The 21401-nt window shown below is 59.4% G+C and carries 9 protein-coding genes, 1 tRNA gene and 6 rRNA genes; 14 read left to right on the top strand and 2 right to left on the bottom strand.

What is annotated here, in order from left to right:
• Window positions 1-19: 19 nt before the first annotated feature.
• From ACGHIZ_RS11540 to rrf (ACGHIZ_RS11485), 12 genes are all read left to right on the top strand, one after another.
• Complete coding sequence (locus tag ACGHIZ_RS11540; RefSeq protein ID WP_035136481.1) at window positions 20-898, top strand: phosphoribosylaminoimidazolesuccinocarboxamide synthase; 879 nt, start codon at window positions 20-22, stop codon at window positions 896-898.
• Window positions 899-1474, top strand: a complete 576-nt coding sequence (locus ACGHIZ_RS11535) for a hypothetical protein (protein ID WP_022093792.1) — start codon at window positions 899-901, stop codon at window positions 1472-1474.
• Window positions 1475-1563: 89 nt separating this feature from the next.
• Window positions 1564-2844, top strand: coding sequence for an aminopeptidase (locus ACGHIZ_RS11530; RefSeq protein WP_195361594.1), 1281 nt, complete (start codon window positions 1564-1566; stop codon window positions 2842-2844).
• Between the two features lie 28 nt (window positions 2845-2872).
• Window positions 2873-2945, top strand: a tRNA-Lys gene (locus ACGHIZ_RS11525).
• A gap of 199 nt (window positions 2946-3144) precedes the next feature.
• Window positions 3145-3942 (top strand): TraX family protein, encoded by a 798-nt coding sequence (locus ACGHIZ_RS11520; protein WP_195361593.1) that lies wholly within the window; start codon window positions 3145-3147, stop codon window positions 3940-3942.
• Between the two features lie 886 nt (window positions 3943-4828).
• Window positions 4829-6334, top strand: a 16S ribosomal RNA gene (locus tag ACGHIZ_RS11515).
• A 397-nt stretch (window positions 6335-6731) separates the two neighbouring features.
• Window positions 6732-9707, top strand: a 23S ribosomal RNA gene (locus ACGHIZ_RS11510).
• Between the two features lie 148 nt (window positions 9708-9855).
• Window positions 9856-9971: ribosomal RNA gene (gene rrf / locus ACGHIZ_RS11505) — 5S ribosomal RNA — on the top strand.
• The 16S, 23S and 5S rRNA genes sit together here, the layout of an rRNA operon.
• 248 nt (window positions 9972-10219) lie before the next feature.
• The gene (locus ACGHIZ_RS11500) at window positions 10220-11914 is read left to right on the top strand and encodes a phospho-sugar mutase (RefSeq protein ID WP_390448197.1); all 1695 of its coding nucleotides are present in this window, start codon (window positions 10220-10222) and stop codon (window positions 11912-11914) included.
• Window positions 11915-12339: 425 nt separating this feature from the next.
• Window positions 12340-13845 (top strand): 16S ribosomal RNA (locus ACGHIZ_RS11495).
• 399 nt (window positions 13846-14244) lie between these two features.
• A 23S ribosomal RNA gene (locus tag ACGHIZ_RS11490) occupies window positions 14245-17220 on the top strand.
• A gap of 148 nt (window positions 17221-17368) precedes the next feature.
• A 5S ribosomal RNA gene (gene rrf / locus ACGHIZ_RS11485) occupies window positions 17369-17484 on the top strand.
• A gap of 115 nt (window positions 17485-17599) precedes the next feature.
• Here the strand turns inward: rrf (ACGHIZ_RS11485) and ACGHIZ_RS11480 are convergent.
• Window positions 17600-18070: a hypothetical protein gene (locus ACGHIZ_RS11480; RefSeq protein ID WP_368137519.1), complete on the bottom strand. Its 471-nt coding sequence runs from the start codon at window positions 18068-18070 to the stop codon at window positions 17600-17602.
• Between the two features lie 277 nt (window positions 18071-18347).
• Here ACGHIZ_RS11480 and ACGHIZ_RS11475 point away from each other — a divergent pair, with 277 nt between their 5' ends.
• A complete protein-coding gene (locus tag ACGHIZ_RS11475; protein WP_368137518.1) occupies window positions 18348-18779 on the top strand; it encodes an Hsp20/alpha crystallin family protein in 432 nt (143 codons plus the stop codon).
• Window positions 18780-18861: 82 nt separating this feature from the next.
• Here ACGHIZ_RS11475 and ACGHIZ_RS11470 read toward each other — a convergent pair whose 3' ends face one another.
• Window positions 18862-19671, bottom strand: coding sequence for an MBL fold metallo-hydrolase (locus ACGHIZ_RS11470; RefSeq protein WP_346965017.1), 810 nt, complete (start codon window positions 19669-19671; stop codon window positions 18862-18864).
• A gap of 48 nt (window positions 19672-19719) precedes the next feature.
• On the opposite strand from ACGHIZ_RS11470, the gene tilS reads away from it, so the two are divergent.
• Entirely contained in the window at window positions 19720-21258 is a 1539-nt protein-coding gene (gene tilS, locus ACGHIZ_RS11465; protein ID WP_390448193.1) for a tRNA lysidine(34) synthetase TilS, read from the top strand.
• The last annotated feature ends 143 nt before the right edge of the window (window positions 21259-21401 follow it).

The following is a 21401-nucleotide window of genomic DNA, read 5'->3' as shown; positions in this document are numbered from 1 at the left end:
AGTGACTCACGTGACAACGATGGAGCGTCGTCCGGATTCCCGTGGCAAGGTTCGTGATATTTACGATGCCGGTGAAAACCTGCTGATGGTCGCCACCGACCGCATTTCTGCGTTCGACTTCATTCTTCCCGACGAGATTCCGTTTAAGGGAGAGGTGCTCAATCGCATCTCGGCATTCTGGTTCGATAAGTTTGCCGACATCGTTCCCAACCATCTCGTTTCCATCGACCCGGCGGATTTCCCCGAGGAGTTTGCTGAGTATCGTGACTACCTCGCTGGCCGCGCCATGCTGGTTAAGAAGGCCCAGACGATTCCTATCGAGTGCATCGTCCGCGGCTATCTGACCGGTTCGGGCAAGAAGACCTACGACGAGAACGGCACCGTCTGCGGCATCCAGCTGCCTGAGGGCCTGACCGAGGCTTCCAAGCTTCCCGAGCCGTTGTTCACGCCGTCCACGAAGGCCGAGATCGGTGACCACGACGAGAACATCTCGTTCGAGCGTTGCTGCGAGATCGTGGGCGAGGACATCGCCACGCAGATTCGTGACCTTTCCCTCAAGATCTACAAGGCCGCTGCCGAGTACGCCGCGACCCGTGGCATCATCATTGCCGACACCAAGTTCGAGTTTGGTGTCATCGATGGCAAGGTCACGCTGATCGACGAGTGCCTCACGCCCGACTCCAGCCGTTTCTGGCCTGCTGCCAGCTACGAGGAGGGCAAGATCCAGCCTAGCTACGACAAGCAATTCGTCCGCAATTGGCTCAAGGCCAACTGGGATATGACGGGGGAGACCCCGCACCTGCCCGCCGAGGTCATCGATGGCACGTCCGAGCGCTATCGCGAGGCCTTCCAGATCATCACGGGCTCCCAGTTCACAAGCATGAAGGAGAACGCATAAGTGAGTACCCGTAGCGCCACGAACAAGCGCACGCAATCCCACGAAGTTACCGGGGTTGCGCGCAAGTCTGCCGCATCTGCTAAGCCCGCCCGCCAAGCAGCGAGCTCCGTTCGCGTCGTGCCGGCTTCGTCTAAGGCACGCCGCAAAGAGCTCGAGAAGGGCGAGAACCTCGAGGGCCTCTCTAAAGAGGAGAAGCGCGCCCGCAAGGCTAAGCAGCGCGCCAAGGAGGACCGCATCTATACGGTGTCGAATATCCTCCTCAAGCAGGACGAGGACTACACCAAGCGCCGTCGCATCTGGTGGATTGTGCTCGCCATTGGCATGGTGCTCGTCGTGGCAATTTGGGCCTCGCTGTACTTCGCTCCCGCTGGCATGGTGTCCAGCCCTGTCCAGATGGTCGGCATCGTTTTGTCCTATGTCATCATCCTAGGTGACTTTATCTACGACTTCGCTCGTATTCGTCCCTTGCGCAACATGTACCGCGCGCAGGCCGAGGGCATGTCCGAGAACAAGCTCAACGCTCTTATCGAGCGCGCAGCTGCCGAGGAGGACAAGAAGGACTCCAAGAAGAAGTAGCGTTTGCATACATACTTATCGCTAAGATATAAGGTGCGTCGTTTTTGCGGCGCGCCTTTTTACTGTTCTATAGATAGATGGAGTGGCACATGATTCGAGCTGCCCTGACGGTCGAAGAGGCCCTGGAGGGTATGAAGTCCCTGGAGCCCAAGATTAAAAACTATGCGCGCCTGGTTGTCCGCAAGGGCGTAAACGTTAAGCCCGGCCAGGAAGTCGTCGTTCAGTCTCCGGTTGAGTGCGTGCCGTTTGCGCGCGTGGTGGTCGCGGAGGCCTATGCTGCCGGCGCCGGCCACGTGACGGTCATCTGGGCCGATGATGCCGTGACGAGGCTCACGTACGAGCATGTCGAGAAAAGCTATTTTGAGCAGACGCCCGAGTGGAAGCGCCTGCAGCTGGATTCCCTGGCCCAGGACGGTGCCTGCTTTATCTTTATCGAGGGTGCGGACCCCGCCGCCCTTAAGGGCATCGATCCCGCTAAGCCCGCTGCAGCTTCTAAGGCAAAGAACACGCAGTGCAAAGTTTTCCGCCGTGGACTGGATTACAACATCAATCCGTGGTGCATCGCCGGCGCTCCGGTCGTGGCTTGGGCGCGCGAGGTGTTCCCGGGAGACGCCGATGAGGTTGCAATCTATAAGCTGTGGAATGCGATTCTGCACACCGCTCGCGCCGATGGCCAGGACCCAGAGAGCGACTGGGAGCTCCATGACGCCGCATTCGAAAAGAACCTGCGTTTCCTGAACGGCAATCGTTTCGACTGCCTGCATTACACCGCGGCAAATGGAACCGATCTGACGATTGGCATGACGAAGGGTCACGAGTGGGCCGGCGGCAAGGGCAAGACGCCCGATGGGCACCCCTTCTTCCCCAACATTCCCACCGAGGAAGTCTTCACTTCGCCCGATCGCATGCGCGCCGACGGTATCGTGTACTCGGCCATGCCGCTCATCCACCACGGCAATAAAGTCGACGATTTTTGGATTAAGTTCGAGGGCGGCCGCGTGGTGGACTACGACGCCCGCGTGGGCAAGGCAACGCTCGCAAGTATCATCGATACTGACGAGGGCGCTGCTCACCTGGGAGAGGTCGCGCTCATTTCCAAGAACACGCCGATCCGCGAAAGTGGTGTTCTGTTCTACGATACGCTCTATGACGAGAACGCTAGCTGCCATCTCGCGCTAGGTGTCGGTTTCCCCGAATGCATCGAGGGTGGGTACGACATGTCCAAGGAGGAGCTCCTGGAGCATGGTGTTAACGTCTCGAGCACGCACGTCGATTTTATGATCGGCACGGACGACATCGATATTACGGGCATTACGCCTGATGGACGTGAAGTTGTGATTTTCCAGAACGGCCAATGGAGTTGGGAATAGTCCCAGACCGTGGTACAATGCCACCCGCGGGCCGTTAGCTCAGCTGGCAGAGCAGGGGACTTTTAATCCCAAGGTCCAGGGTTCGAACCCCTGACGGCCCACCCAAAGATTGTTGAGACGGTCAACTTCGGTTGGCCGTCTTTTTTGTTGCCGGTGCACGGGTTCGAACCCGTCGGGGCGCGGAGCTGAGTAAACGCGTGAGCGTTTGCCAGCGCAGCGCGCAAGGCGCGAAAGCGCCGCAGCGGCCGCCTGCGAAGCAGGCTGAACCCCCGACGGCCCACCCAAAGAAAGGAAAACGAAATGAAAACAGACAGATACGGAATTAGCGGCAGCACATTAAAGATAATAGCGGCCATTTCGATGGTTCTCGATCATGTAAGCAGGATCGTCCTGACCAATGGAATCATGACTCACGCATCGTACAATCAGATATCAGACGAGCAGTGGGCGATTCTAAGCGAGGCTTCGGATGTGCTTCATGTTCTTGGCAGAATTGCATTTCCCTTATTTTGCTTTTTGATAGTTGAGGGATTTTTGCATACTCATGACATAAAGAAGTACCTGCGAAATATGCTTGTCTTCGCAATCATTGCGGAGCCCATATACGATTTCGTTCAAACCGGGCAACTATTCGACCTTCGGCAACAAAATGTTATGTGTGAGCTCCTGCTTTCCTTGGTCTTTTTGATTATTCTGGAAAAGATACAAAGTCTTTCAAAATGGAAGAGGCACATCGCAGAATTTGCTCTGATTGTTTTGATAGCACTGGCAGCTGAATACACTAAACTAGATGGCGGCGTGTATGGCATTCTGCTTGTGGCTGCATTCTATTTATTCCACGACAGCAAGGCCAAGATGTTCTTTGCTGCAGTATGCGTAGTGCTCCTTTCGTCATGCCATATAGTTGGCGGCGGATTTGAGTTTGCTACAGCTAATGTATTTAATCCTGATGTTGCTGCCGCGGTCGTTTCGTTGCTGCTTATCAATCTTTATAATGGCAAGCGAGGGCTGAAGCTGAAATACTTCTTCTACGTTTTCTATCCGGCACATCTTGCTCTGCTTTATGGTGTCTCACTTATTGTTTTGAACTGTCTTTAATAACTCTCAAACAAGTCTCTGAAAGCAGAAACAAACTGACCCTAAGACTGCTTGTGAATTTCCGGAAGACCTGAGAGATGCGAGGATAGACAACGAGGGCTGCAGAAAGATGCTTCTCAGTTCTCTGGCGGATCGCACGTATCTGTATGAGGATCACTTCCGCACACTCATTAATAGCAGTGATAAACACGGCAGATCCTCAAAACATGGGACTGCGGAGGTCGAACGATGCTTCGACAGCATGAATGGCAGCGAGAAAGTGAGTTCGGAAACATCCTTTGGATGCTCCACCATAGAACAGAAAGCGATCGACTCCGGTTGATCGCTTTTTTGTTGCCGGTGCATGGGTTCGAACCCGAACTTCTCTATATATAAGAACGCTTGGCGAACAAAACCTGCCTTTTACCGACGGGAAACAAATAGCTGATGCTTTTGGAGTAAAGTGGCGCTCCAGAGATGACCGATGCCTTAACACCTATAAACCAGCTGGTCATCGCCAATATCAGAAGCCAATGCTTCAGTTATAACCTCAGGGACGCGACTGAGGGACATATTCGTTTGTGAACAAAATATGGAGTGCCAGATTCCCGCCCGCGGCGCCCCTCCGGTCTGGCAATATATCTTCTTGCCGCGCGGCCCGGTCGGACCGGATGAGCCGCAAAGCGTGCACCTTGAGAACCGGATACTGCGAGGATGGACACTTCCGAGTGTCGCATCCGGGCAGACATCGAACCATTTGAAATGGTCTAACTTGGATTTGTTTTTCGCAAGGCCGCCGAGAGGCGGCCCCGAGAAATTCCTTTTCCTATACTAGAACCATATGAATCGAACGGAACCGATCAGCTAATAGTTGTGAGGACCGGACGGGCTCGAAGCCCATTTATTTTGGACGGAGAGTTCGATCCTGGCTCAGGATGAACGCTGGCGGCGCGCCTAACACATGCAAGTCGAACGGCACCTATCTTCGGATAGAAGCGAGTGGCGAACGGCTGAGTAACACGTGGAGAACCTGCCCCCTCCCCCGGGATAGCCGCCCGAAAGGACGGGTAATACCGGATACCCCGGGGTGCCGCATGGCACCCCGGCTAAAGCCCCGACGGGAGGGGATGGCTCCGCGGCCCATCAGGTAGACGGCGGGGTGACGGCCCACCGTGCCGACAACGGGTAGCCGGGTTGAGAGACCGACCGGCCAGATTGGGACTGAGACACGGCCCAGACTCCTACGGGAGGCAGCAGTGGGGAATCTTGCGCAATGGGGGGAACCCTGACGCAGCGACGCCGCGTGCGGGACGGAGGCCTTCGGGTCGTAAACCGCTTTCAGCAGGGAAGAGTCAAGACTGTACCTGCAGAAGAAGCCCCGGCTAACTACGTGCCAGCAGCCGCGGTAATACGTAGGGGGCGAGCGTTATCCGGATTCATTGGGCGTAAAGCGCGCGTAGGCGGCCCGGCAGGCCGGGGGTCGAAGCGGGGGGCTCAACCCCCCGAAGCCCCCGGAACCTCCGCGGCTTGGGTCCGGTAGGGGAGGGTGGAACACCCGGTGTAGCGGTGGAATGCGCAGATATCGGGTGGAACACCGGTGGCGAAGGCGGCCCTCTGGGCCGAGACCGACGCTGAGGCGCGAAAGCTGGGGGAGCGAACAGGATTAGATACCCTGGTAGTCCCAGCCGTAAACGATGGACGCTAGGTGTGGGGGGACGATCCCCCCGTGCCGCAGCCAACGCATTAAGCGTCCCGCCTGGGGAGTACGGCCGCAAGGCTAAAACTCAAAGGAATTGACGGGGGCCCGCACAAGCAGCGGAGCATGTGGCTTAATTCGAAGCAACGCGAAGAACCTTACCAGGGCTTGACATATGGGTGAAGCGGGGGAGACCCCGTGGCCGAGAGGAGCCCATACAGGTGGTGCATGGCTGTCGTCAGCTCGTGTCGTGAGATGTTGGGTTAAGTCCCGCAACGAGCGCAACCCCCGCCGCGTGTTGCCATCGGGTGATGCCGGGAACCCACGCGGGACCGCCGCCGTCAAGGCGGAGGAGGGCGGGGACGACGTCAAGTCATCATGCCCCTTATGCCCTGGGCTGCACACGTGCTACAATGGCCGGTACAGAGGGATGCCACCCCGCGAGGGGGAGCGGATCCCGGAAAGCCGGCCCCAGTTCGGATTGGGGGCTGCAACCCGCCCCCATGAAGTCGGAGTTGCTAGTAATCGCGGATCAGCATGCCGCGGTGAATGCGTTCCCGGGCCTTGTACACACCGCCCGTCACACCACCCGAGTCGTCTGCACCCGAAGTCGCCGGCCCAACCGCAAGGGGGGAGGCGCCGAAGGTGTGGAGGGTGAGGGGGGTGAAGTCGTAACAAGGTAGCCGTACCGGAAGGTGCGGCTGGATCACCTCCTTTCTAGGGAGATACATTCTTAGAGAGATCAACTTAACTCGAATGGAGGGCAGGAGCCCGTCCGGTTGATGTCGCCCGGAGTAAGTCCCCGCAGCACCCGGTCCCCGGGGTCGCACCCGCGTACCTTGAGAGCCGCATAGCGATAGGAGAGAGATGGAAGATCAATTTCTTCCAGACTCGATTCTTTTCTGCGATTTATCAGACAGAATGATAGCAATCATTCATCCGATCCAAACAAGAAGAATTCACTTATATATGAGTGAGGAGCATCTGATCGCGAGCACAGTTCAACTACTGTGCCGCGGTATGAGATACCCGAATTGCGACATACGAGCGCTATTCATGATATCGATTAATTAATTTTAGCGACACGTGGATATCCCGCGGGCCCGATGCGGTCCCGCAAGATACCACGGGCGCACGGCGGATGCCTTGGCACAGGGAGCCGATGAAGGACGCGGCAAGCTGCGATAATCCCCGGCGAGGAGCACACATCCTTCGACCCGGGGGTCTCCGAATGGGCGAACCCATGCACAGCAGTGTGCATATCCCCACCCCGAACACATAGGGGCGGGGAGGACAACCCGGGGAACTGAAACATCTAAGTACCCGGAGGAGAGGAAATCAATCTCGAGACTCCCCGAGTAGCGGCGAGCGAAAGGGGACCGATGGCCAAACCGTCGAGCGGGCATACCCGGCAGGGGTTCCGCCGACGGGGTTGCAGGGCCGCGCATCCGGGGGCTGCCGCCCCCGGGCGCAGGTCCGGCTGGGGAGCGGAACGGCATGGGAGGGCCGGCCGCAGCGGGTGACAGCCCCGTACGCGAACCCAGACCGGACGGCGCGACGCGGTCCCTGAGTAGGGCCGGGCACGTGAAACCCGGTCCGAACCTGGGTGGACCACCATCCAAGCCTGAGTACTACCCTGTGACCGATAGCGCACCAGTACCGTGAGGGAAAGGTGAAAAGCACCCCGGGAGGGGAGTGAAACAGTACCTGAAACCGTGCGCCCACGAGCAGTCGGAGCAACTTTCAGTTGTGACGGCGTGCCTTTTGTAGAATGAGCCAGCGAGTCGCTGGCGCGGGGCGAGGTTAACCGAAAGGGAGCCGGAGCGAAAGCGAGCCTTAACAGGGCGACTTGAGTCCCGCGCCGCGGACGCGAAGCCGGGTGAGCTATCCGTGGGCAGGCTGAAGCGGGGGTAAGACCCCGTGGAGGGCCGAACGCACGTCGGTTGAAAACGGCGGCGATGACCTGCGGATAGGGGTGAAAGGCCAATCAAACCCGGAGATATCTCGTTCTCCCCGAAATAGCTTTAGGGCTAGCGTCGCGCGTTCACCGCCGGAGGTAGAGCACCGGATGGACGAGGGGGCTTCGCCGCCTACCGAATCCAACCGAACTCCGAATGCCGGCGGCCCAGAGCGCGGCAGTCAGAGCATGTGGGCTAAGCTGTGTGCTCGAGAGGGAAACAGCCCGGACCGCCCGCTAAGGTCCCCAAGTTCCAGCCGAGTGGCAAAGGATGTGCGTCCGCCCAGACAACCAGGATGTTGGCTTAGAAGCAGCCATCCATTCAAAGAGTGCGTAACAGCTCACTGGTCGAGTGGACATGCGCCGACAATACACGGGGCTAAGCTGGACACCGAAGCGGCGGGATTTTAATTCATTAGAATCGGTAGGGGAGCTTCCCATGGGCGGAGAAGCCGGAGGGCGACCGACGGTGGAGCGCATGGGAGTGAGAATGCTGGCATGAGTAGCGAGAGACGAGAGAGTAACTCGTCCGCCGTGAACCCGAGGTTTCCTGGGCAAGGCTAATCCTCCCAGGGTCAGTCGGGGGCTAAGGCGAGGCCGGTAGGCGTAGCCGACGCGCAGCAGGCAGACATTCCTGCACCGCGCACGCGGCGCTACGACCGACGGGGCGACGGATGGGGGTGGCTCGGCGGGGTTCTGGACGTCCCCGTGATGGAGCGCGGCCCGCGGACCAGGGAAATCCGGTCCGCATTGAGGGCGAGGCTCCGGACGAAGCGACTGAGCGAAGCGAGTGAGCCCGAGGTCCCTAGAAAAACCCCTAGGCAGGCGCGTGCGCGCCCGTACCGCAAACCGACACAGGTGGGTGGGTAGAACATACCGAGGCGATCGGGTCAACCATGGTCAAGGAACTCGGCACAATGGCCCCGTAACTTCGGGAGAAGGGGTGCCCGCGCGTACGTGAACCGGCTTGCCCGGGGAGCGGAGGCGGGCCGCAGTGGAGAGGCCCAAGCGACTGTTTACCAAAAACACAGGACTCTGCAGAAGCCGCAAGGCGACGTATAGGGTCTGACGCCTGCCCGGTGCCGGAAGGTCACGCGGAGGAGTTAGCGCATCGCGCGAAGCCCCGAAGCCAAGCCCCGGTAAACGGCGGCCGTAACTATAACGGTCCTAAGGTAGCGAAATTCCTTGTCGGGTAAGTTCCGACCTGCACGAAAGGCGCAACGACTTGGGCGCTGTCTCGACCATGGACCCGGTGAAATTGCACTGGTCGTGAAGATGCGACTTACCCGCGGAAGGACGGAAAGACCCCGTGAACCTTCACTGCAGCTTGGCATTGGCCGCTGGTCCCGCGTGTAGAGGATAGGCAGGAGGCTAAGATCCGGAGGCGCCAGCCCCCGGGGAGCCGCCCTTGGAATACTGCCCTCGCGCGACCGGCGTCCTAACCCGAGGCCGTCAACCGGCTCGGGGACCGTGCCAGGCGGGCAGTTTGACTGGGGCGGTCGCCTCCTAAAGGGTAACGGAGGCGCGCGAAGGTCCGCTCGGGACGGTCGGCAACCGTCCTTTTGAATGCAAGAGTACAAGCGGGCTTGACTGCGAGGCCCACAAGCCGAGCAGGTGCGAAAGCAGGCTCTAGTGATCCGGCGGCCCCGAGTGGGTGGGCCGTCGCTCAACGGATAAAAGGTACTCCGGGGATAACAGGCTGATCTTGCCCAAGAGTCCACATCGACGGCAAGGTTTGGCACCTCGATGTCGGCTCATCGCATCCTGGGGCTGGAGCAGGTCCCAAGGGTACGGCTGTTCGCCGTTTAAAGCGGTACGCGAGCTGGGTTCAGAACGTCGTGAGACAGTTCGGTCCCTATCCTCCGTGGGCGCAGGAGAATCGATGGAGGCTGCCCCCAGTACGAGAGGACCGGGGTGGACGCACCTCCGGTGAACCGGTTGTCGACCAACGGCACGGCCGGGTAGCCGCGTGCGGCGCGGATAACCGCTGAAGGCATCTAAGCGGGAAGCCGTTCCAGGGATTAGTTCTCCTTCCGGTAAGGGCCCAGGTAGACTACCTGGTCGATAGACGGCAGGTGCAAGGACGGCGACGTCCTCAGCCGAGCCGCACTAATCGCCCGAGCTCTTCCGGAACCGCACCTCGCGGCCCGCGGGACCCAGCGCTCATAGGCGCGGTCCGGGCACGAGGATGCCCCCGAGTCACTCCCCTATGCGCCATGCGGCCCCCAGGGCACGTGTAGAGTGAGACCCAGGACACCGTAACGGTGGGCGCCGCCCACCGGTCAGCGGCCAGAGCATGGGGGGCACGCCCGGTCCCGTTCCGAACCCGGAAGCTAAGCCCCATCGCGCCGAGAGTACTGCGGGGTCAGCCCGTGGGAGGCCAGGGCGCCGCTGACCGGTGGACGGCACCGAGCCGTACGCTTGAACTGAAGAAGGGGGAGGCCTCGCGGCCTCCCCCTTTTTTTGCGTTACAGATGACATTCTCTAAGCAATTTAATCAATCCAATCATCCACCGGTGAATATAAACGTTCACCGTTCTGTGGCCGGTTCTCTGTTCTCAATGGACTAATATTTGCTTTAGCGCGCTGATGCGCTTGTCCTGTTTTATACGGGTTGTTTTATTGTTTGTGACGGAAGGACTCACATGGCAGATGTTCATGAGCTGCTTGATACTTGGATTGCCAATGTCAAGGACGAGGAGCTCCTCGCTGAGCTCAACACAATGAAGGAGCAGGGTGACGAAGACGCCATCACCGACGCTTTCTTCCAAGATCTCGCCTTCGGTACCGCCGGTCTACGTGGCACTATCGGTGCAGGCACTAACCGTATGAATATTTATACGGTCGGTCGCGCGACGCAGGGATTCGCTGACTACCTCAATGCGACCTTCGAGCATCCGATGGTTGCCATCGCTCGCGATAGCCGCAATAAGGGTGAACTGTTCGTTAAGACGACGGCTGCCATTCTTGCGGCAAACGGCGTGACTGCTCTCGTGTATCCTAAGATTTCTCCCGTGCCGACGCTTTCCTGGGCCGTCCGTGACCTTAAGTGCTCCGGTGGCATTTGCATGACCGCTAGTCATAATCCAGCGCCTTATAACGGCTATAAGGCCTATGGCCCCGACGGCTGCCAGATTACCAGCGAGGCTGCCGATGCAATTTCTAAGGCTATCGCCGAGACCGATACGTTTACCGGCGTGAAGTCCATGGACTTCGATGAGGCTCTTGAGCAGGGTCTGGTCAAATGGATCGATGACTCGTGCCTCGAGCGTTATTATGACGCCGTTCTCGCCCGCGGCGTGACCAACCTTTCTGCCGAGGAGATCGCTGGCGCTCCGCTTAAGCTCGTCTACACTCCGCTCAACGGCACCGGCCTCATTCCCGTCACGACGGTGCTCGAGCGCGCTGGCATCACCGATGTCACGGTTGTTCCCGAGCAGAAGGAGCCTAACGGCGATTTCCCGACCTGCCCGTATCCTAACCCCGAGATTCGCCAGGCCATGCAGAAGGGCATTGACCTGTGCGAGCAGGTTCACCCTGATCTGCTGCTTGCAACCGATCCTGACGCCGATCGCGTTGGCGTTGCCGTTAAGAATAGCGATGACTATCTGCTGCTGACCGGCAATGAGATGGGCGTTCTGCTGCTCGACTATATCTGCAAGACCCGCGCTGCTCGCGGTGAGGACCTCACTAAGAAGGTTGCTGTCACTACTATCGTTTCTTCCGCCATGGTTGACGCACTGGCCGACGAGTACGGCTTTGAGCTCCGTCGCTGCCTGACGGGCTTCAAGTACATCGGTGACATCATTACCTCGCTTTCCGATGCTGGCGAGGTCGATCGCTTTATCTTCGGTTTCGAGGAGAGCTACGGCTATCTGGCCGGCGACCACGTGCGCGACAAGGACGCCGTGAGCACTTCGCTTCTGATTTGCCAGATGGCACAGTATTACAAGCTCCAGGGCAAGAACCTTGCCGATGCGATGCACGAGCTGTACGAGAAGCATGGCTACTATCACAACAAGACGATTTCGCTGAGCTATCCGGGCGCTGAGGGTGCGGCAAAGATGGCCGGCATCATGGCCGGTCTGCGCGAGAACCCGCCCGCGGAGCTCGCCGGTTCCAAGATTGAGGCCGTCGTGGATTACAACACCTGCGTGAACGGCCTGCCGAAGGCTAACGTCATTGAGTTCGATCTTGAGGGTGGCAACAAGGGTATTGTTCGTCCTTCCGGCACCGAGCCCAAGATCAAGCTGTACATCTTCGCTAAGGGCGCGGATGCCGCCGAGGCAGATGCAGCACTTGACGCGATCGAGGAGTCCGGTCGCAAGCTGCTGGCATAAGGTATTTAAGAGTCTATTGCTATAGATAGGCGAAAGAGGGGATCTCGGAAGCGAGGTCCCCTCCTGTTTTTAACCAGCCAGCCGAGAGTACTTATATGTGTAGGAAATGTGTACGCCCAGATTCCCGCCCCCGGGGCCCCTCCGGTCTGGCAATATATCTCCTTGCCGCGCGGCCCGGTCGGACCGGATGAGCCGCAAAGCGTGCACCTTGAGAACCGGATACTGCGAGGATGGACACTTCCGAGTGTCGCATCCGGGCAGACATCGAACCATTTGAAATGGTCTAACTTGGATTTGTTTTTCGCAAGGCCGCCGAGAGGCGGCCCCGAGAAATTCCTTTTCCTATCTAATAGAACCATATGAATCGAACGGAACCGATCAGCTAATAGTTGTGAGGACCGGACGGGCTCGAAGCCCATTTATTTTGGACGGAGAGTTCGATCCTGGCTCAGGATGAACGCTGGCGGCGCGCCTAACACATGCAAGTCGAACGGCACCTATCTTCGGATAGAAGCGAGTGGCGAACGGCTGAGTAACACGTGGAGAACCTGCCCCCTCCCCCGGGATAGCCGCCCGAAAGGACGGGTAATACCGGATACCCCGGGGTGCCGCATGGCACCCCGGCTAAAGCCCCGACGGGAGGGGATGGCTCCGCGGCCCATCAGGTAGACGGCGGGGTGACGGCCCACCGTGCCGACAACGGGTAGCCGGGTTGAGAGACCGACCGGCCAGATTGGGACTGAGACACGGCCCAGACTCCTACGGGAGGCAGCAGTGGGGAATCTTGCGCAATGGGGGGAACCCTGACGCAGCGACGCCGCGTGCGGGACGGAGGCCTTCGGGTCGTAAACCGCTTTCAGCAGGGAAGAGTCAAGACTGTACCTGCAGAAGAAGCCCCGGCTAACTACGTGCCAGCAGCCGCGGTAATACGTAGGGGGCGAGCGTTATCCGGATTCATTGGGCGTAAAGCGCGCGTAGGCGGCCCGGCAGGCCGGGGGTCGAAGCGGGGGGCTCAACCCCCCGAAGCCCCCGGAACCTCCGCGGCTTGGGTCCGGTAGGGGAGGGTGGAACACCCGGTGTAGCGGTGGAATGCGCAGATATCGGGTGGAACACCGGTGGCGAAGGCGGCCCTCTGGGCCGAGACCGACGCTGAGGCGCGAAAGCTGGGGGAGCGAACAGGATTAGATACCCTGGTAGTCCCAGCCGTAAACGATGGACGCTAGGTGTGGGGGGACGATCCCCCCGTGCCGCAGCCAACGCATTAAGCGTCCCGCCTGGGGAGTACGGCCGCAAGGCTAAAACTCAAAGGAATTGACGGGGGCCCGCACAAGCAGCGGAGCATGTGGCTTAATTCGAAGCAACGCGAAGAACCTTACCAGGGCTTGACATATGGGTGAAGCGGGGGAGACCCCGTGGCCGAGAGGAGCCCATACAGGTGGTGCATGGCTGTCGTCAGCTCGTGTCGTGAGATGTTGGGTTAAGTCCCGCAACGAGCGCAACCCCCGCCGCGTGTTGCCATCGGGTGATGCCGGGAACCCACGCGGGACCGCCGCCGTCAAGGCGGAGGAGGGCGGGGACGACGTCAAGTCATCATGCCCCTTATGCCCTGGGCTGCACACGTGCTACAATGGCCGGTACAGAGGGATGCCACCCCGCGAGGGGGAGCGGATCCCGGAAAGCCGGCCCCAGTTCGGATTGGGGGCTGCAACCCGCCCCCATGAAGTCGGAGTTGCTAGTAATCGCGGATCAGCATGCCGCGGTGAATGCGTTCCCGGGCCTTGTACACACCGCCCGTCACACCACCCGAGTCGTCTGCACCCGAAGTCGCCGGCCCAACCGCAAGGGGGGAGGCGCCGAAGGTGTGGAGGGTGAGGGGGGTGAAGTCGTAACAAGGTAGCCGTACCGGAAGGTGCGGCTGGATCACCTCCTTTCTAGGGAGATACGTTCTTAGAGAGACATACTTTAACTCGAATGGAGGGCAGGAGCCCGTCCGGTAGATGTCGCCTGGATGATTCCCCGCAGCACCCGGTCCCCGGGGTCGCACCCGCGTACCTTGAGAGCCGCATAGCGATAGGAGAGAGATGGAAGAGATTCTCTTCCAGACTCGATTCTTTTCTGCGATTTATCAGACAGAATGATAGCAATCATTCATCCGATCCAAACAAGAAGAATTCACTTATTAATGAGTGAGGAGCATCTGATCGCGAGCACAGTTCAACTACTGTGCCGCGGTATGAGATACCCGAATTGCGACATACGAGCGCTATTCATGATATCGATTAATTAGATTAATTAGCGACACGTGGATATCCCGCGGGCCCGATGCGGTCCCGCAAGATACCACGGGCGCACGGCGGATGCCTTGGCACAGGGAGCCGATGAAGGACGCGGCAAGCTGCGATAATCCCCGGCGAGGAGCACACATCCTTCGACCCGGGGGTCTCCGAATGGGCGAACCCATGCACAGCAGTGTGCATATCCCCACCCCGAACACATAGGGGCGGGGAGGACAACCCGGGGAACTGAAACATCTAAGTACCCGGAGGAGAGGAAATCAATCTCGAGACTCCCCGAGTAGCGGCGAGCGAAAGGGGACCGATGGCCAAACCGTCGAGCGGGCATACCCGGCAGGGGTTCCGCCGACGGGGTTGCAGGGCCGCGCATCCGGGGGCTGCCGCCCCCGGGCGCAGGTCCGGCTGGGGAGCGGAACGGCATGGGAGGGCCGGCCGCAGCGGGTGACAGCCCCGTACGCGAACCCAGACCGGACGGCGCGACGCGGTCCCTGAGTAGGGCCGGGCACGTGAAACCCGGTCCGAACCTGGGTGGACCACCATCCAAGCCTGAGTACTACCCTGTGACCGATAGCGCACCAGTACCGTGAGGGAAAGGTGAAAAGCACCCCGGGAGGGGAGTGAAACAGTACCTGAAACCGTGCGCCCACGAGCAGTCGGAGCAACTTTCAGTTGTGACGGCGTGCCTTTTGTAGAATGAGCCAGCGAGTCGCTGGCGCGGGGCGAGGTTAACCGAAAGGGAGCCGGAGCGAAAGCGAGCCTTAACAGGGCGACTTGAGTCCCGCGCCGCGGACGCGAAGCCGGGTGAGCTATCCGTGGGCAGGCTGAAGCGGGGGTAAGACCCCGTGGAGGGCCGAACGCACGTCGGTTGAAAACGGCGGCGATGACCTGCGGATAGGGGTGAAAGGCCAATCAAACCCGGAGATATCTCGTTCTCCCCGAAATAGCTTTAGGGCTAGCGTCGCGCGTTCACCGCCGGAGGTAGAGCACCGGATGGACGAGGGGGCTTCGCCGCCTACCGAATCCAACCGAACTCCGAATGCCGGCGGCCCAGAGCGCGGCAGTCAGAGCATGTGGGCTAAGCTGTGTGCTCGAGAGGGAAACAGCCCGGACCGCCCGCTAAGGTCCCCAAGTTCCAGCCGAGTGGCAAAGGATGTGCGTCCGCCCAGACAACCAGGATGTTGGCTTAGAAGCAGCCATCCATTCAAAGAGTGCGTAACAGCTCACTGGTCGAGTGGACATGCGCCGACAATACACGGGGCTAAGCTGGACACCGAAGCGGCGGGATTTTAATTCATTAGAATCGGTAGGGGAGCTTCCCATGGGCGGAGAAGCCGGAGGGCGACCGACGGTGGAGCGCATGGGAGTGAGAATGCTGGCATGAGTAGCGAGAGACGAGAGAGTAACTCGTCCGCCGTGAACCCGAGGTTTCCTGGGCAAGGCTAATCCTCCCAGGGTCAGTCGGGGGCTAAGGCGAGGCCGGTAGGCGTAGCCGACGCGCAGCAGGCAGACATTCCTGCACCGCGCACGCGGCGCTACGACCGACGGGGCGACGGATGGGGGTGGCTCGGCGGGGTTCTGGACGTCCCCGTGATGGAGCGCGGCCCGCGGACCAGGGAAATCCGGTCCGCATTGAGGGCGAGGCTCCGGACGAAGCGACTGAGCGAAGCGAGTGAGCCCGAGGTCCCTAGAAAAACCCCTAGGCAGGCGCGTGCGCGCCCGTACCGCAAACCGACACAGGTGGGTGGGTAGAACATACCGAGGCGATCGGGTCAACCATGGTCAAGGAACTCGGCACAATGGCCCCGTAACTTCGGGAGAAGGGGTGCCCGCGCGTACGTGAACCGGCTTGCCCGGGGAGCGGAGGCGGGCCGCAGTGGAGAGGCCCAAGCGACTGTTTACCAAAAACACAGGACTCTGCAGAAGCCGCAAGGCGACGTATAGGGTCTGACGCCTGCCCGGTGCCGGAAGGTCACGCGGAGGAGTTAGCGCATCGCGCGAAGCCCCGAAGCCAAGCCCCGGTAAACGGCGGCCGTAACTATAACGGTCCTAAGGTAGCGAAATTCCTTGTCGGGTAAGTTCCGACCTGCACGAAAGGCGCAACGACTTGGGCGCTGTCTCGACCATGGACCCGGTGAAATTGCACTGGTCGTGAAGATGCGACTTACCCGCGGAAGGACGGAAAGACCCCGTGAACCTTCACTGCAGCTTGGCATTGGCCGCTGGTCCCGCGTGTAGAGGATAGGCAGGAGGCTAAGATCCGGAGGCGCCAGCCCCCGGGGAGCCGCCCTTGGAATACTGCCCTCGCGCGACCGGCGTCCTAACCCGAGGCCGTCAACCGGCTCGGGGACCGTGCCAGGCGGGCAGTTTGACTGGGGCGGTCGCCTCCTAAAGGGTAACGGAGGCGCGCGAAGGTCCGCTCGGGACGGTCGGCAACCGTCCTTTTGAATGCAAGAGTACAAGCGGGCTTGACTGCGAGGCCCACAAGCCGAGCAGGTGCGAAAGCAGGCTCTAGTGATCCGGCGGCCCCGAGTGGGTGGGCCGTCGCTCAACGGATAAAAGGTACTCCGGGGATAACAGGCTGATCTTGCCCAAGAGTCCACATCGACGGCAAGGTTTGGCACCTCGATGTCGGCTCATCGCATCCTGGGGCTGGAGCAGGTCCCAAGGGTACGGCTGTTCGCCGTTTAAAGCGGTACGCGAGCTGGGTTCAGAACGTCGTGAGACAGTTCGGTCCCTATCCTCCGTGGGCGCAGGAGAATCGATGGAGGCTGCCCCCAGTACGAGAGGACCGGGGTGGACGCACCTCCGGTGAACCGGTTGTCGACCAACGGCACGGCCGGGTAGCCGCGTGCGGCGCGGATAACCGCTGAAGGCATCTAAGCGGGAAGCCGTTCCAGGGATTAGTTCTCCTTCCGGTAAGGGCCCAGGTAGACTACCTGGTCGATAGACGGCAGGTGCAAGGACGGCGACGTCCTCAGCCGAGCCGCACTAATCGCCCGAGCTCTTCCGGAACCGCACCTCGCGGCCCGCGGGACCCAGCGCTCATAGGCGCGGTCCGGGCACGAGGATGCCCCCGAGTCACTCCCCTATGCGCCATGCGGCCCCCAGGGCACGTGTAGAGTGAGACCCAGGACACCGTAACGGTGGGCGCCGCCCACCGGTCAGCGGCCAGAGCATGGGGGGCACGCCCGGTCCCGTTCCGAACCCGGAAGCTAAGCCCCATCGCGCCGAGAGTACTGCGGGGTCAGCCCGTGGGAGGCCAGGGCGCCGCTGACCGGTGGACGGCACCGAGCCGTACGCTTGGACTGAAGAAGGGGGAGGCCTTGCGGCCTCCCCCTATTTTGCGTTTGGTCGATATGGGCTAAACGCCTCTATGCTTTAATAGCTTTCTCTATTTGAAGAAAATAAAATGAATGACCAGCGCGATTGCCACGACGGCAATGATCAAGAGCGCGATTTGGAGGCGGTGCTGTTTGCGCCGTCTGTTTGACGATGTAAATATCGATTTCCCCTGCTTAGGCGTCTCAAGATAGCGTGCGGAATGCGTTAGAGTTTGCTTGGGACGGGGTCCTCTGCGATGCTGCTTGGTGGGTGTTTGTGATTGCTCCTGGCTGCATACGCTGTTTTTGGATAAGGGGGCATCTTTTAGATACACCGGATCGCTCGAGGCGACACCCATGTGTCTACGAGCTGATTGAGATTCTTCAAGGGTTTGATATCGATTGCGAGTTACATACTCAGGCTCTGCATCGTTAATGGGCTCTTGGGAAATATGGGGACGATGGTAGCGTATGGGCTGTGAATAGGCAGAACTATCATTCTGTAGCGGCTCATACGAATTGTCGGAGGTCTGATCGTCCATGATGCCCTTAGGTTGTCATTAGCAATGAGTATGCGCTCATTGTAAGCCCCCTGCTTCGTTTTGACAGGCGCGTATTCGGTATTCAAGGCTCTGTTCAAAGAACCTTAACCTCGTTAAAACCTTAGTCACTAAGACTTAGATATGCTTATAGAAAGAGACTTAAAAAACTTTATATCAAAGTGTATATATACGAATTGGGTGGGCATATATTAGAGCGTCAAAAGAAGTCCCTGCCACCTAGAAGATGGCTCGGCAGTCCTTTAAAGGAGTGGTAGTCATGGCAAGCATGGTTCCTTATCGTTCGGTTTTTGGAGTTCGTCCCTCTGCTAGCTCGTTGTTTGATCTCTTTGATGATATGACCGACCTGGCAAATAACTCTATCGCCTCTAAGGCGTTTCCCGTCGATGTTGAGGACAAGGGCGACGGTTACGAGGTCAAGGCTTATTTGACTGGCGTCGCCAAGGATGACATCGACGTTGAGCTCAATGAGGGTCGTCTTTCCATTAGCGTGAATGTCGAGGAGAGCGAAGAGAACGAGGGCAAGAACTTCCTGCAGAAGGAGTTTAGCTCGTACAGTGCGACGCGCGGTGTGTACCTGAAGGATGCTTCGAGCGAGGGCCTTTCTGCAAAGTACGCCGACGGCATCCTTACCGTTACGGTTCCTAAGATTGTCGAGAAGAAGAACGTTACGAAGATCTCCATCGAATAACTTCGTTGGTGTTCTTCGCTATTAAAAGACAACAAAAGGGGCTGGGAAGCGATTCCCGGCCCCTTTTGCTGTTTAGGACAGTCTATTGAATGGTTGCTGGCCGATACTGGCTTGCGGGGCGTATCGAGAGTTTTCGCGATCCTTGGAGAAGGGTGGCGGAGCTGCCGAGCTCGTCATCCAGGGTTGCGGCCAGAGCTTTGGCATAGCTTTTGACGGTAAGGCTCGGACGATTGTTATCTTGGCTGATATGCATGGCAATGAGCTGTTCGGTGCGATCGGTAACAAGTTCGCGCGCGGCTTCGGCGGCTTGGCCGTTGGAGAGGTGTCCCCTTGCAGACAGGATGCGCTCCTGAAGAAAGCGGGGATATTCTCCCTCGCGCAGCATGGTCGCATCGTGGTTGCTTTCGAGCGCGAGGACTCGACAATCTTTGAGGGTGTTCATGGCTTGGCTCGATAGCTCTCCGGTGTCGGTGGCAAAGCCGATGGAATCATCGAGAGCATTGAATCGATAGCCGACTGGATTGATGACATCGTGTGATGTTGAGTAGGTTTGCACGTGGATGCCGGCAATGGAAAGGGTGTCACCGGGATCGAATTCCTCGACAGGCAGATGCGAAAGATTTTCTTTGTTCGAAAGAGTGCCCCTGCTGGCAAAGAGGGGGCCGTGCCAGTGCTTGCACCAGATATCGAGGCCCTTGATGTGATCGCTATGCTCATGAGTAATGAGAAGAGCCGAGACGTTGTCAGCCGAGAGCCCCAGTTCTGCCATGCGCTTTAATGTCTCGCGGCGAGACAGTCCGTCATCGACCATAATGAGCCCCTGCGGGCCCTCGATGAGCGCGCAGTTGCCTTTAGAGCCACTGCCGAGGATATGAAGGTGCAGACGAGACATAAGATTCCAAAGGATACAATGGGTGCGGACGAATAGAGGAGGAAGCAAATGCCTACGGTATCTCAGCATTATGGACACCATGCCGTGCCTGGGGCAGTCGATGAGACCCGGACGAGACAGCAGGCTGCTCCTGTCGTGCTCATGGTATCAGGCGGCGCGGACTCGACGGCACTGCTTCTTATGGCGTGCACATCAAAGCTGGATATCCAAGACGGACGCGGTGTTGCCCCCATCGCGCGCGAGCGACTGCACGTGCTGCATGTGAACCATCATCTGCGCGGCAAGGCGTCCGATGGCGACGAGGCCTTTGTGCGTGAGCTCTGCGCACAATATGGTCTACCGCTGTGTGTTGAGCATGCCTATTTTGATGATGAATCGGGCAATATCGAGGCGGCTGCCCGCGAGGTGCGCTATGCCGCGGCGCGAAGGTATGTTCGCGAGCTCTGCGCCCAGACGGGGGCACCGCGAACGGCGGCTCGTATCTGCACCGCGCACACGTCTTCGGATCGCGCGGAAACGTTTTTGATGAACGCGATTAAGGGTTCGGGGCCCGCTGGTCTATCGAGCATTCCTCGCCGGAGGAATATCGTGGTGCGTCCCTTGCTCGACCTAACTCATGGCGAGCTCGTGGGCTATCTACAGGTACATGGTCAGCCGTGGCGTGAAGACGAGAGCAATGAGGATATCTCGTATCTGCGAAACTACGTGCGCCATCGAGTGATGCCGGTGGTGGCGCAGCGCAACGCGAGCGTGTGCAAGACGATTGGCGCCGCCTGCGAGATCTTAGGCGATGAGGACGCGTTTTTGTCTCAGCTTTCGGCACAGGCGTTTCGAAGCTGTTTGCGCAAAGAGGCAGCGGGCGCGCTGGTGCTCGATGCCAGGCGCCTTGCTGCGGCCGAGGTGGTAATCGCGCGGCGCATCGTGCGACTGGCGATCAAACGCATCGATCCGGACGCTCGTCCCGAGATGCGACATGTGGAGCGAGTCCTTTCCTGCGTTGCCGAGGGCACCGGCTCGGTCACGCTTCCGGCGGGGATTGACGCACGCATTGAGTTTGGCATGCTGGCGTTTAAGGCGCCGGTGGCTCGCGAGGGCCTGGTCGCGGACTGGGTTACCGTACCCGGTCGTTTGCCGTTGGGCGGGGGATGTATGCTGGTCGCAGAGCCGATGGTCGTTGAGCCGGGATGCGACATCGTGCGCCGCGCCCGTGAGCTTGCGGCTGCCGGGGAAGTGACAGCTTTGGTAGACGCGGCTGCCCTGGGTTTTGCCGACAGCGATAGTGAGCGGATCCTGGCGGGCTCACGTGGCGAGATCCCTGCAGAGGCGCGATTGGCGCGCCTGTGGGTGGACGGTCCCGCACCGGGAGACGTGATGTGCCCGTTAGGGATGAGTGGCCGAAGCAAGAAAGTATCCGATTTGCTAGGTGAGGCTCGCATTCCCGTTTCCGAGCGCGCCGGCGTGCCCATGGTGAGGACGGCGCCGGGGGGTGCCGTGGTGTGGGTCGCCGGAGTTCGCGCGGACGAGCGTTTTAAGTGCACGGCCGCAACGCGCGTGGCATATCTGCTCCGCGTGGTCGATGCGGAATAGCGTCCCACGCCTGCTATTCTGTGCGACGTTGACGGTATTCCCGCGCTGATGGCGCACGGGCTGGTAAATTTACCCCGTGCGCTGCTAGAATGTGTAGTTCGCGTCCATACGGCGGTGTGTGGGCGATAAGCACAAGAAAGGGT

This window comes from Collinsella sp. i05-0019-G5 (genome assembly GCF_042851345.1).
Classification (GTDB): Bacteria; Actinomycetota; Coriobacteriia; order Coriobacteriales; family Coriobacteriaceae; genus Collinsella.
This window is presented reverse-complemented; position numbering and strand designations above follow the sequence as displayed.

What these genes read in the sequence shown, in the direction of transcription:
- tilS (WP_390448193.1), top strand. Translation starts at nt 19,720, where the DNA reads ATGCCTACGGTATCTCAGCATTATGGACACCATGCCGTGCCTGGGGCA.
- ACGHIZ_RS11500 (WP_390448197.1), top strand. Translation starts at nt 10,220, where the DNA reads ATGGCAGATGTTCATGAGCTGCTTGATACTTGGATTGCCAATGTCAAG.
- ACGHIZ_RS11475 (WP_368137518.1), top strand. Translation starts at nt 18,348, where the DNA reads ATGGCAAGCATGGTTCCTTATCGTTCGGTTTTTGGAGTTCGTCCCTCT.
- ACGHIZ_RS11520 (WP_195361593.1), top strand. Translation starts at nt 3,145, where the DNA reads ATGAAAACAGACAGATACGGAATTAGCGGCAGCACATTAAAGATAATA.
- ACGHIZ_RS11470 (WP_346965017.1), bottom strand. Translation starts at nt 19,671, where the DNA reads ATGTCTCGTCTGCACCTTCATATCCTCGGCAGTGGCTCTAAAGGCAAC.
- ACGHIZ_RS11540 (WP_035136481.1), top strand. Translation starts at nt 20, where the DNA reads ATGGAGCGTCGTCCGGATTCCCGTGGCAAGGTTCGTGATATTTACGAT.
- ACGHIZ_RS11480 (WP_368137519.1), bottom strand. Translation starts at nt 18,070, where the DNA reads ATGGACGATCAGACCTCCGACAATTCGTATGAGCCGCTACAGAATGAT.
- ACGHIZ_RS11530 (WP_195361594.1), top strand. Translation starts at nt 1,564, where the DNA reads ATGATTCGAGCTGCCCTGACGGTCGAAGAGGCCCTGGAGGGTATGAAG.